Raw genomic sequence first — 11644 nt, 5'->3', positions numbered from 1 at the left:
GCGCCCCGTCACGCTCGGTGAGGTTGTCGCCGGTCGTCGGGTTGAGCGGCCGGATGTCGGGGTACCTCCACAGCGTCACGGAAACCTGCTGAGTGGAGGTCCCATGGGCATCGATGACAAGATCGACAACACGGCCGAGAAGGCCGCCGGCAAGGTCAAGGAGGGCGCCGGCCGGGCCACCGACGACGAGCGTCTCGAGGCCGAGGGCCGCACCGACCAAACCAAGGCCAACCTCAAGCAGGCCGGTGAGAAGGTCAAGGACGCCTTCAAGAGCTGACCTGGCGTTCGTACGCACAGCCGGGCCGGCACCTCGCCGGCCCGGCGTGCTGCGTGCGCACCGCGGGTCCGGCGGACCGCGACGGGTCCCTGGCACACTCGATCCGTCGCCGCTCGATCTGGCCGGGGTGCGCGCGGCGGCCCGCGACGGAGCCCCGGCTGACCACGCGCCGTCACCGACGGCCGACGACCGTACGGAGAGACCAATGTCGGGTACCACGATCCGAGCCGCCGCCCTGGTGACCATGACGACGCTCGCCGCCGGCTGCCAGTCGTCCGGGGCGGACCGCGGGGCGCCGACCGGCAACCGGACGGCCACGGCGAGTGCCTCCGCCGCACCCGCCCCGACCGCCACCGGCTCGCCGTCGCCGGTGACCGCGGCGAACACCGCCGAGGTCTGCGCCGAGGTCGACAAGCTCATCATCGCCAAGAGCAAGAAGATCGCCGCCGACTCCGCCGCGGCCACCCGCCGGGACCTCACCCCGGAGCAGATCAACGATCAGGTCAAGGCGACTCTCGCGGAGCTGGCCGGCGGCGTACGCCGGCAGGCCGCCCGGGCGCAGGATCCGGAGATCAAGGCGTTGGTCACCGACGCCGCGCGGCGGATCGACGCCGGGGCGAGGTCGTCCGCACCGGTCAAGTGGCTGGGCTCCACGTTCGTCGCGATCCCGCAGCGGCTGACCCGGGAGTGCCACGCCTGATCAGTTCGCTCGCCCGCGGTCGTCGATCGCGCCGGGCGTCGCTGCTCATTCGGCGGCCAGGCGCGCGGCGCGTACCTCCAGATAGCGCTGCTCGGGCCGGCTGGTGGTGGCCCGGGCGGCGGTCCGGTACGCCTCCCGCGCCTCGTCCCGCTCGCCGGCCAGTTCGAGCAGGTGGGCGCGGACGGCGGCGAGCCGGTGGTGCCCGGCGGTGCGCTCGTCGGCGGCGAGCGGCGCCAGCAGGGCGAGCCCGGCCCGGGGGCCGTCCACCATGGCCACCGCGGCGGCCTGGTTGAGGGTGACCATCGGGTTCGGCGCGATCCGGGCGAGCACCTGGTAGAGCGCGACGATCTGCCGCCAGTCGGTCTCCGCCGCCGTCGGCGCCTCGGCGTGCACCGCCGCGATCGCCGCCTGCACCTGGTACGGGCCCGGTGGCGACCAGGTCAGCGCCTCGGTCACCAGGGCGATGCCCTCCTTGATCTCCGCCCGGTCCCAGCGGGTGCGGTCCTGCTCGGCCAGGGGGATCAGCTCCCCGCCCGGGCCGGTCCGGGCGGCCCGGTGCGCGTCGGTGAGCAGCATCAACGCCAGCAGCCCGGCGACCTCGCCGTCGTCGGGGAGCAACCGGTGCAGCTCCCGGGCCAGCCGGATCGCCTCCCCGGTCAGCTCCGCCCGGTGCAACTCACCGCCGCTGGAGGCGGTGTAGCCCTCGTTGAAGATCAGGTAGAGCACGTGCCGCACGGCGCCCAGCCGCTCGTCGCGGTCGGCGGGCGAGGGCAGCACGAACCGGGCACCCGCCGCCTCGATCCGCTGCTTGGCCCGGCGGATCCGCTGGCTCATCGTCGCCTCCGGCACGAGGTACGCCCGGGCGATCTCCGCGGTGCTCAACCCGCCCACCGCCCGCAGGGTCAGCGCCACCTGGGCGGAGCCGGTGAGCGACGGATGGCAGCAGAGGAAGAGCAGCTTCAGCGTGTCGTCCCCGCTCGGCGGCTCCTCGTCGGCGGGCGGGGCGACCCCCGCGTACGTCGGCTCCCGGACGGCCACCGCGACCTCGCGGTTCCGGCGGGCCCGCTCGCTGCGCCACTCGTCGGTGAGCCGGCGGGTCGCCACGGTGACCAGCCACGAGCGGGGATGCTCCGGGACGCCCTGCTCCGGCCACTGGGTGGCGGCGGCGAGCAGCGCCTCCTGCACGGCGTCCTCGCAGGCGTCGAACTGGCCGTGCCGGCGGACGAGCACGCCGAGGACCTGCGGCGCGAGGTTGCGCAGCAGGTCCTCGACGGGCGCGGACGTCACATCTCCGTCCCGGCCTGGTCCATCACCGCGCGCACCTCCAGCACCCCGAGGCCGCGCCGGACGTCCGGCCAGCTCGCGGCGATCTCGGCGGCCCGCTCCGGGGTCTCGCAGTCGATCATCAGATAGCCGGCGAACTGCTCCTTGCTCTCCACGTACGGGCCGTCGGTGATCTCGAAGCCACCGGACCGGGGCCGGACCGTCCGGGTCTGCGACGGGTGGGCCAGCGCCTCGCCGCCGACCAGCTCCCCGGACTCGGCCAACTCCTTCATGATCTCGTCGACCTCACCGAAGATCGCGTTCCGCTCCGCCTCGGACAGCTCCTCGACGAAGCCGGGCCGGTTCCAGATCAGCAGCATGTACTTCACGGTGCACTCCTCGGGTACGGGCCACCGGCGGTGGCGCCTCTCGCAGACGGGTCGGAGCCGGGACGTCCGATCCGACATCCTGCCCGAGAAAATTCAGTGGCCGGGGCGTACCGCACGGCGCGCCGGGGCGCCGGCGTCGAGCGAGGCCCGGTCGGCAGCCGAGGTGCCCGAGGCCCAGCCCTCGGCGTCCCGCACCTGGAGCCGGTGCCGGGTGACGCCGGGAAACAGCTGGTCGACACGCTCCCGGACGGCGTCCGAGCGGGCGGCGAGCACCGGAAGCAGCCGGCCGTCACCGCGCTCCTCGGCCGCCTCCCGGTCCGCCGTCGCGGTGGCCGTCCGGAGCCGTTCCCCGATCCGCAGCGCGAACGCGTTGAGGAACGACTCGTCGTAGCCCCTGGTGCGCCGGCCGCCGTCCGCGCGGCGCTCGGCCTGGCCGCTGCCGATGCGGCGTCCGACCTGGCCGCTGCCGGTGCGGCGCTCGGCCCGGCCGCGCAGCATCGCCGTGGTGGCCTGCACCAGCAGCGAGGTGTGCAGCAGCTCGACCGCCGCCAGATCGGCGGGGAAGCCGAGCACGGTGGCGAAGCCGAGATCGTCGGACCACACCGACTCGCACCGGTTCGCCGCCGCCACCTCCTGGATCAGCAGCGCCTTCGCCGCCGCGTACGGGGCGTCGGTGCCGAGCCGGACGCCGGCCGGCTGGTCGGGCCGCTCGGCGGTCGCGTCGAGCAGCGCGGCGTCGATGCTGTGCCGGGCCATCAGCTCCTGCGCCTTACCGGTGAGCGCCTCCGCCTCGGCGGGGAAGGTGGTCGACTCGGCCTTGGCCAGCAGGGCGCGGACCCGGTCCAGCATCCGGGAGGCACCGGCCGGGGCGGCGACGCGCGGTGTGGTGGCCGCGCCACCGGGTGGCGGGCGGAGCACCGCGATCGGCGGCAGCCCCTCCACCAGCACCAGCGCGTCAACGGCGTCGCGCAGGGCGGTGATCCGGTCGCCCTCGGCCCGTCGGTCCAGCCAGCCGGCGTCGCCGGCGAAGCGCGCGTCGAGCTCGGCGAGCTGGTCGTCGAACCACTGCGGAACCGCGCCGGGCTGCTCCCGGCGCTGAGCGGCCAGTACGTCCCGGAGGAGCCGTACGCCACGCGGGGCCAGCCGCCGGCTGGCGATCCGGTCCAGGTCGACCGGCTGCCAGCCGCGCCGCCACAGCCGTCCCACCCCGCGTACCAGGCGGGCGAGCAGCGCCCCGTCCACCGCCGGGCCGTCGCCGACCACCAGCCGGTCCAGCGCGCGTTCGGCCTGGCGTACGTCGGTGCCGCGCGCCGCCGCGAGAGCGTCGGCGAGCAACTGCTCGGCGTCCGGCACGGCGTGCTCCTCTCCTCGCGGGTGTCCCGTGATCCACTCGGGGTGCGGCAGATCGGGCCCTCGCGCGGGCGGGACAGCGCGAGGTGCCGCAATTCGCCGGCCGGTCCGGCGGTCGCGCCCCGATCAGGAACGGTACCGACCCGCCGTGGTCCGCCCCGCCTGCTGCCGGTCGAGGACGACCGTACCCTCACCGACCTGCGCACCGATGGGGGATACGCTGGGCCGGCAGCAGTCCCCGACCGCCCGAGTCGAGCGGGCTGGTGTCGCTGGCCCGCTGAGCCGTCCGAGCGGTCCCGGGCCGGCTCCCGCTTCGCGGGGAACCGGCCCGGGCGCGGTCACCGGCGGAGCAGGGCGAAGACTCCCCAACCCAGGTACTCCCGCTGGTAGCGGACGTACCGCAGCGGGTCCTCGGTCAGCTCCCGGCGCAGTTCCCCGGCCAGCTCGTCGTCGGGGTTGGCGTCCAGCCAACGGCGCAGGTTGAGCCAGTGCGCCGCCGCGTACCGGTCCCAGCTGTCCTGGTCGGCGAGGACCATCTCGACCAGGTCCCAGCCGCATTCGCCGAGGAGCCGGACCAGCCCGGGCAGGTCCCGGAACTCGTCCCGGGACCGGGCGTGGGAGCCGGCCACGGCCTCCTCGTCCGGCGGGTCGAGCCGCCAGTACGGCTCCCCGACCAGGGCCATCCCGCCGGGGCGCAGGCTGCGCTCGAGGATCTCCAGGGTGCCGGGGACACCCCCGCCGATCCAGGTGGCGCCGACGCAGGCGGCCACGTCGACCGGCTCCGGCGCGACGTGCGCTGCGGCGTCGCCGTGCAGGAACCGGACCCGGTCGGCGACGCCCAGCTCGGCGGCGCGTTCCCGGGCCGCGGCGGTGTTGGCGGTGCTGATGTCCACCCCGGTGCCGGTGACGCCGTGGTCCCGGGCCCAGGTGCAGAGCAGTTCGCCCTTGCCGCTGCACAGGTCGAGGATCGACGTGCCGGGTTCGAGCTTGATCGCCCGGCCCAGCGTGGCCAGCTTGCCGGCGTCGAACGGGTTGATGATCCGGAGGTCGCCCTCGCGGATGGTGAAGCTACGTGGCAGATCCAATGTCGTCACTCCAGAAGGTGGTTCCGTGGGGCAGGTCAATTCGCTTGATCGCGCTCAGCACGGGCACCAGAACACCCTCTTCGAGAAGTCGGAGTGACGTCGAGGCGACGCTAACCGTCATCCCGCCGGCGGCCAACCGAAATAACCCGGTGGACCGCCCACACCACGGACCGCACGGAGGTGTCGGCCGTACGGATATCCGCTGTGGTCAATGTCACGTTAGCGTTCCGGCACGCCGGCCGTCCCGCCGGCGCTCCGACGGGAGAACGCCATGAAGACACCGTGGAAAGCCGCCGCCACCCTCGCCGCGGCACTCCTCCTGGTCCTGCCCGGTGGCACCGCCGCCCGGGCCGCCGGCACGCCGTACACCAAGACCCCGGTCGGCGGCTCGCTCCGCAGCTATCCGGTCTCCGCCGTGTACGTCGCTGGGGTCTCCTCCGGTGGCTACCTGGCCACCCAGCTCCAGGTCGCGTACTCGGCGCGGATCCGGGGCGCGGCCGTCTTCGCCGCCGGCCCGTACTACTGCGCCCAGAACAACGTTTCCCAGGCGCTCTACGGCTGCGGTGACAACATCTACCCGACGTACGTGTCCACGTTGGAGAGCTACACCCGCACCTGGGCCGGGTACGGCTGGATCGACGGGACCGGCAACCTCTCCGGCCAGCCGGTGTACGTCTACCACGGCGGCAACGACAACACCGTGAAGAAGTCCGTCACCGACGATCTGGTCCGCTACTACCAGGACTTCGGCGCGAGCGTCCGGTACGACTCCGGCAGCGCCGCCGGCCACGCCTGGGTCACCCCGTACGGCACGGTCGGCTGCACGGCGACCGCCTCGCCGTTCCTCAACGACTGCGGCACCGACCCGCAGGGCAGCTTCCTCGGCAAGCTGCTCGGCTCGGTGTCCCCGCCGAACACCGGGCCGCTCGGCGGCACGCTCATCCGGTTCAGCCAGGACACCTTCGCCACCAACGGCTGGGCAAACGGGCTCAGCATGGACGCCAACGGCTTCGCGTACGTCCCGAGCGCCTGCGCCGCCGGCCAGACCTGCCGGCTGCTGGTCGCCCTGCACGGCTGCGCCCAGGGGTACGCCAGGATCGGCACCGCCTTCGTCGACCGGGCCAACCTCAACCAGTACGCCGACACAAACCGGCTGATCGTGCTCTACCCGCAGGCGATCTCGACCGGGGCGAACCCGAACAGCTGCTGGGACTGGTGGGGCTACCTCGGTGCCACCAACTATCCGATCAAGGGCGGTGCCCAGGTCGAGACGATCATGAACATGGTCCGCCGCCTGGACGGCTGACGGCGCGCCGGTTTCGCGGCCGGCGGCGGGCCGGGCAGCGGGCGGCACCGCCCGTGCGGCGGCGTCAACGGTGCGTCAGGCCGGCCAGGACCGGTGGTCCGGCAGCGGAGCGGCCGGAGTGGTCCGCCTCACCCCGGCGGCGGGTCCCCGTGAAAAGCGCGTCAACAAAGCGCCTGCCGCCGTCACGGTCGCGTTATGGCCCCTGTCCGTCCGGCTGGCCGGGCGTTGTCATTGCCTGGCGCGGCCGACAGGCGGTCGCGGGGAACGTCCGGTAAGAGGAGTCAGCCGTGTCTGACCTGGTGTACGTGCTGGTGACGGTGGCGCTGTTCGCGGTGCTCGCCCTCGTCGTGAAGGGCGTGGAAAAGCGGTGAGCGCGGTCAACGCCGTCGGTCTGGTGCTGGCGATCGGCCTGGGCGTCTTCATGGTCGTCGCGCTGCTGTTCCCGGAGCGCTTCTGATGACCACGACCACGGCCGGGGTCATCTTCGTGCTGGCCCTGGTGGCGGCGCTCGTCGCCGTCCACCGGCCGTTCGGAGACCACCTGTACCGGGTGGTCTCCGGCACCCGGCACTCGCGCTTCGAGCGGGGGATCTACCGCCTGGTCGGGGTGAACCCGGCCGCCGAGCAGAGCTGGGCCGTGTACGCCCGCAGCCTGCTGGCCTTCTCGGCCGTGTCGATCCTGTTCCTGTACGCGTTCCAGCGCCTGCAGAACCACCTGTGGCTCTCCCTGGGCCTCGACCCGGTGGTCCCGCACGGCGCCTGGAACACCGCGGTCTCGTTCGTGACCAACACGAACTGGCAGTGGTACTCGGGTGAGTCGACGATGGGCCACCTGGTGCAGATGGCCGGTCTGGCGGTGCAGAACTTCGTGTCCGCCGCGGTCGGCATCGCCGTCGCGGTCGCCCTGGTCCGGGGCTTCGCCCGCAGCCGCACCGGCGAGCTGGGCAACTTCTGGGTCGACCTGATCCGGATCACGCTGCGCGTCCTGCTGCCGATCGCGCTGGTCGGCGCGGTCGTGCTGATGATCGGCGGCGCGGTGCAGAACCTCTCCGGCGGCACCGACGTCATCACACTGACCGGCGGCCACCAGACGATCATCGGCGGCCCGGTGGCCAGCCAGGAGGTCATCAAGGAGCTGGGCACCAACGGGGGCGGCTTCTACAACGTCAACAGCGCCCACCCGTTCGAGAACCCGACGACCTGGACGAATTGGCTGGAGATCTTCCTGCTGCTGGTGATCCCGTTCAGCCTGCCCCGGGTGTTCGGCCGGATGGTCGGGCAGAACCGGCAGGGGTACGCGATCGTCGCGGTCATGGCGATCCTGGCGCTGGCCAGCATCACCCTGACCAACGCCTTCGAACTGGCCGGGCACGGCACGGTGCCGCAGGCGGTCGGGGCGGCCCTGGAGGGCAAGGAGGCCCGGTTCGGCGTGGCGAACTCGGCGACCTTCGCGGCGGCGACCACGCTCACCTCGACCGGGGCGGTAAACTCGTTCCACGACTCCTACACCGCACTCGGCGGCATGATGCCGATGATCAACATGATGCTCGGCGAGGTGGCGCCCGGCGGCGTCGGCGCCGGGCTCTACGGCCTGCTGGTCCTCGCGGTGATCACCGTCTTCGTCGCCGGTCTGATGGTCGGCCGCACCCCCGAGTACGTCGGCAAGAAGATCGGCTCGCGGGAGATGAAGTTCGCGTCGCTGTACTTCCTGGTCACGCCGCTCCTGGTGCTGGCCGGTACGGCGGCCGCGTTCGCCACCGGAAACAACTCCACCGCGCTGAACGTCGGCCCGCACGGCCTCGCCGAGGTGCTCTACGCGTTCACCTCGGCGAGCAACAACAACGGCTCGGCGTTCGCCGGCCTCACGGTGAACACGCCGTGGTGGAACACCGCGCTGGGACTGTGCATGCTGCTCGGCCGGTTCCTGCCGATCATCTTCGTGCTCGCGCTGGCCGGGTCGCTGGCACGCCAGCAGCCCACGCCCGCGTCCGAGGGCACCCTGCCGACCCACCGACCGCTCTTCGTCGGGATGGTCGTCGGCGTCACGGTGATCCTCGTCGCGCTGACCTTCCTGCCCGCCCTCGCGCTCGGTCCCCTGGCCGAGGGGCTGTGACCACCATGAGAGAGAACGACGTGAGCACCTCCACGCCGGCACCGTACGGCACCGCCGACGCGGCGACCGCCGGCACACCGGCCACCCAGGGCAACCGGGGCGGTGGGCTGCTCGACCCGAGGCAGCTGGCCCGGTCCCTGCCGGACGCGCTGCGCAAGCTCGACCCGCGCACCCTGTGGCGCAACCCGGTCATGCTGATCGTCGAGATCGGCGCGCTCTTCACCACCGTCCTCGCCGTCGCCGACCCGTCGGTGTTCGCCTGGGCGATCACGGCCTGGCTCTGGCTGACCGTGCTCTTCGGCAACCTGGCCGAGGCGGTCGCCGAGGGCCGTGGCAAGGCCCAGGCCGCCACCCTGCGCAAGGCGAGGAAGGACACCATCGCCACCCGCCTGCTCGGTTGGACCCCGGGCGCCGCCGGCACCTACCGTGACGAGACCGTCCCGGCCCCGGAGCTGAAGCAGGGCGACGTCGTGCTGGTCGAGGCCGGCCAGATCATCCCCGGGGACGGCGACGTGGTCGAGGGCATCGCCAGCGTCGACGAGTCGGCGATCACCGGCGAGTCCGCACCCGTCATCCGCGAGTCCGGCGGCGACCGCAGCGCGGTCACCGGCGGCACCAGGGTGCTCTCCGACCGGATCATCGTCAGGATCACCCAGAAGCCGGGCGAGAGTTTCATCGACCGGATGATCGGCCTGGTCGAGGGGGCGAACCGGCAGAAGACCCCGAACGAGGTCGCGCTGAACATCCTGCTCGCCGCGCTCACGATCATCTTCCTGCTGGCCGTGGTGAGCCTCCAGCCGCTGGCGATCTTCTCCAAGGGCCACCAGGCCGCCGCCCCCGACACCGGCGCGATCACCGACGCCGGCGTCACCGGCGTGGTGCTGGCGTCGCTGCTGGTCTGCCTGATCCCCACCACCATCGGGGCGCTGCTGTCGGCGATCGGCATCGCCGGCATGGACCGCCTGGTGCAGCGCAACGTGCTGGCCATGAGCGGCCGGGCGGTCGAGGCGGCGGGTGACGTGAACACCCTGCTGCTGGACAAGACCGGCACCATCACCCTGGGCAACCGGCAGGCGGACGAGTTCGTGCCGGTCGAGGGCGTGGACGTCGCCACCGTGGCCGACGCGGCGCAGCTGTCCAGCCTCGCCGACGAGACGCCCGAGGGCCGGTCGATCGTGGTGCTGGCGAAGAACGAGTTTGGGCTGCGGGAGCGCGAGCCGGGCCTGATCCCGCACGCCAGCTTCGTGCCGTTCACAGCGCAGACCCGGATGAGCGGCGTCGATCTCACTCCAGACGACGGGCCGGCGCGCCGGATCCGCAAGGGCGCCGCCGTCGCGGTGATGAAGTGGGTACGCGAGCACGGCGGCCACCCCACCGAGCAGGTGGGTCAGCTCGTCGACGAGATCAGCGGGATCGGCGGCACGCCGCTGGTGGTGGCCGAGCACGTCGACGGCGAGCCGGCCCGGGCGCTCGGCGTCATCCACCTGAAGGACGTGGTCAAGTCCGGGATGCGCGAGCGCTTCGACGAGATGCGCCGGATGGGCATCCGGACCGTCATGATCACCGGCGACAACCCGCGTACGGCGCGGGCGATCGCGGACGAGGCCGGGGTGGACGACTTCCTGGCCGAGGCCACCCCCGAGGACAAGCTCGCCCTGATCAGGAAGGAGCAGGAGGGCGGCCGGCTGGTCGCGATGACCGGTGACGGCACCAACGACGCGCCTGCCCTGGCTCAGGCCGACGTCGGCGTCGCGATGAACACCGGCACGTCGGCCGCCAAGGAGGCCGGCAACATGGTCGACCTCGACTCCGACCCGACCAAGCTCATCGAGATCGTGGAGATCGGCAAGCAGCTGCTGATCACCCGGGGTGCGCTGACCACGTTCAGCATCTCGAACGACGTGGCGAAGTACTTCGCGATCATCCCGGCCATGTTCGCCGGCCTCTACCCGAGTCTGGACGCGCTGAACGTCATGCGGCTGGCCAGCCCGGAGTCGGCGATCCTGTCCGCGGTCATCTTCAACGCGATCATCATCGTCGCGCTGATCCCGTTGGCCCTGCGCGGCGTCCGCTACCGGCCGGCCAGCGCGTCTCAGCTGCTCAGCCGGAACCTGCTGGTGTACGGCCTCGGCGGTGTCGTCGTGCCGTTCGTCGGCATCAAGCTCATCGACCTGCTCGTCCAGTTCGTCCCGGGGATCTCGTGATGCGCCTCCCTTCCTGGCTCGCCCAGCACCTGGCCGCGCTGCGCGCGCTGCTCGTGTTCACCGTCCTGCTCGGCCTCGCGTACCCGCTGGCCCTGGTCGCCGTCGGCCGGATCCCCGGCCTCGACGGGAAGGCCGACGGCTCGCTGGTGAGCGGGCACGGCCGGACCGTGGGCAGCTCGCTCATCGGCCAGTCCTTCACCGACGCGGACGGCAATCCCGTCCCGCGCTACTTCCAGTCCCGGCCGTCGGCGGCCGGCGCCGGCTACGACCCCACCGCGACCTCGGCCAGCAACCTCGGCCCGGAGAGCGTGGTCGACACCCTCGCCAGCAACCCGGCCGACTCGAAGCGGAGCCTGCTCACCCAGGTCTGCTCTCGCAGCAGGGCGATCGGCGAACTCGACGGCATCGACGGGCGGCGGCCGTACTGCACCTCGGACGGGGTGGGTGCGGTGCTGGCCGTGTTCCGCCGCGACGGGCTCACCGGGCCGGTCACCCGGGTGGTCAGCGTCAACCAGGTCGCTCCGGCCACCCCGTTCGTCGCCACCTACGCGGGGGTGCCGGTGGAGCTGGCCCAGCCCGGCCACGACTACCGCGCCGAGGGCGGGGTCATCACTCCGATCCGGGGCGACGCGCCCGCCGAGCCGGCGGTGCCGGCCGACGCGGTCACCGCCAGCGGCAGCGGCCTCGACCCGCACATCAGCCCCGCGTACGCGGAGATCCAGGTGGCCCGCGTGGCGCGTGAGCGGGGCGCGGACCGGGCTGCGGTCCGCCGCCTGGTGCGGGAGCACACCAGCGGTCGGGCGCTCGGCTTCCTGGGCGCGCCCGCGGTCAACGTGCTCGAGCTCAACCTCGCGCTCGACCAGGAATTCCCCGGCCGCTGACCGTGCTGAGAAGGGGCCCCTTCACCTCGCTGTGCGTCAAGAAGGAGCCCTCCTTACCCCAGTAAGGGAGGATTGCT

11 protein-coding genes are annotated in these 11644 nt (G+C 72.7%); 7 read left to right on the top strand and 4 right to left on the bottom strand.

Annotated elements, in window-relative coordinates:
- Nucleotides 1-103 precede the first annotated feature (103 nt).
- Together ABZ570_RS09730 and ABZ570_RS09725 are read left to right on the top strand one after the other, a co-directional pair.
- A complete protein-coding gene (locus ABZ570_RS09730) occupies nt 104-277 on the top strand; it encodes a CsbD family protein (RefSeq protein ID WP_358059593.1) in 174 nt (57 codons plus the stop codon).
- Nucleotides 278-482: 205 nt separating this feature from the next.
- Entirely contained in the window at nt 483-977 is a 495-nt protein-coding gene (locus ABZ570_RS09725) for a hypothetical protein (RefSeq protein WP_358059590.1), read from the top strand.
- 45 nt (nt 978-1022) lie between these two features.
- Here the strand turns inward: ABZ570_RS09725 and ABZ570_RS09720 are convergent, their stop codons facing one another.
- The 4 genes from ABZ570_RS09720 to ABZ570_RS09705 form a co-directional block, all read right to left on the bottom strand.
- Nucleotides 1023-2264: a sigma-70 family RNA polymerase sigma factor gene (locus ABZ570_RS09720; protein ID WP_358059587.1), complete on the bottom strand. Its 1242-nt coding sequence runs from the start codon at nt 2262-2264 to the stop codon at nt 1023-1025.
- On the bottom strand, nt 2261-2620 hold the full coding sequence (locus ABZ570_RS09715; RefSeq protein ID WP_358059724.1) for a YciI family protein: 360 nt from the start codon (nt 2618-2620) through the stop codon (nt 2261-2263). Before ABZ570_RS09715 ends, ABZ570_RS09720 begins: the two co-directional genes overlap by 4 nt.
- Before the next feature lie 102 nt (nt 2621-2722).
- Nucleotides 2723-3982, bottom strand: a complete 1260-nt coding sequence (locus ABZ570_RS09710; RefSeq protein WP_358059584.1) for a DUF2786 domain-containing protein — start codon at nt 3980-3982, stop codon at nt 2723-2725.
- A gap of 335 nt (nt 3983-4317) precedes the next feature.
- On the bottom strand, nt 4318-5073 hold the full coding sequence (locus tag ABZ570_RS09705; protein WP_358059581.1) for a methyltransferase domain-containing protein: 756 nt from the start codon (nt 5071-5073) through the stop codon (nt 4318-4320).
- A 262-nt stretch (nt 5074-5335) separates the two neighbouring features.
- On the opposite strand from ABZ570_RS09705, the gene ABZ570_RS09700 reads away from it, so the two are divergent.
- The 5 genes from ABZ570_RS09700 to ABZ570_RS09680 all read left to right on the top strand — a co-directional run bounded on the left by ABZ570_RS09700 (nt 5336) and on the right by ABZ570_RS09680 (nt 11567).
- Nucleotides 5336-6370 (top strand): PHB depolymerase family esterase, encoded by a 1035-nt coding sequence (locus ABZ570_RS09700; protein ID WP_358059578.1) that lies wholly within the window; start codon nt 5336-5338, stop codon nt 6368-6370.
- Between the two features lie 367 nt (nt 6371-6737).
- Entirely contained in the window at nt 6738-6827 is a 90-nt protein-coding gene (gene kdpF / locus ABZ570_RS09695) for a K(+)-transporting ATPase subunit F (RefSeq protein WP_073839165.1), read from the top strand.
- Nucleotides 6827-8482: a potassium-transporting ATPase subunit KdpA gene (gene kdpA / locus ABZ570_RS09690; RefSeq protein ID WP_358059574.1), complete on the top strand. Its 1656-nt coding sequence runs from the start codon at nt 6827-6829 to the stop codon at nt 8480-8482. Before kdpF ends, kdpA begins: the two co-directional genes overlap by 1 nt.
- A 107-nt stretch (nt 8483-8589) precedes the next feature.
- Nucleotides 8590-10686: a potassium-transporting ATPase subunit KdpB gene (gene kdpB / locus ABZ570_RS09685; RefSeq protein ID WP_358059721.1), complete on the top strand. Its 2097-nt coding sequence runs from the start codon at nt 8590-8592 to the stop codon at nt 10684-10686.
- Complete coding sequence (locus ABZ570_RS09680) at nt 10686-11567, top strand: potassium-transporting ATPase subunit C (protein ID WP_358059571.1); 882 nt, start codon at nt 10686-10688, stop codon at nt 11565-11567. The genes kdpB and ABZ570_RS09680 overlap by 1 nt, the downstream gene beginning before the upstream one ends.
- Nucleotides 11568-11644: the final 77 nt, after the last annotated feature.

This window comes from Micromonospora sp. NPDC007271 (genome assembly GCF_040634005.1).
In the GTDB taxonomy this organism is placed as follows: Bacteria; Actinomycetota; Actinomycetes; order Mycobacteriales; family Micromonosporaceae; genus Micromonospora.
The sequence above is the reverse complement of the archived record's forward strand: the minus strand, read 5'-3'. Positions and strand labels throughout refer to the sequence as shown.

Bases quoted from the DNA above. Each gene is read 5' to 3' on its own strand.
- ABZ570_RS09730 (WP_358059593.1), top strand. From the start codon at position 104: ATGGGCATCGATGACAAGATCGACAACACGGCCGAGAAGGCCGCCGGC.
- ABZ570_RS09700 (WP_358059578.1), top strand. From the start codon at position 5,336: ATGAAGACACCGTGGAAAGCCGCCGCCACCCTCGCCGCGGCACTCCTC.
- ABZ570_RS09680 (WP_358059571.1), top strand. From the start codon at position 10,686: ATGCGCCTCCCTTCCTGGCTCGCCCAGCACCTGGCCGCGCTGCGCGCG.
- ABZ570_RS09715 (WP_358059724.1), bottom strand. From the start codon at position 2,620: ATGCTGCTGATCTGGAACCGGCCCGGCTTCGTCGAGGAGCTGTCCGAG.
- ABZ570_RS09725 (WP_358059590.1), top strand. From the start codon at position 483: ATGTCGGGTACCACGATCCGAGCCGCCGCCCTGGTGACCATGACGACG.
- kdpA (WP_358059574.1), top strand. From the start codon at position 6,827: ATGACCACGACCACGGCCGGGGTCATCTTCGTGCTGGCCCTGGTGGCG.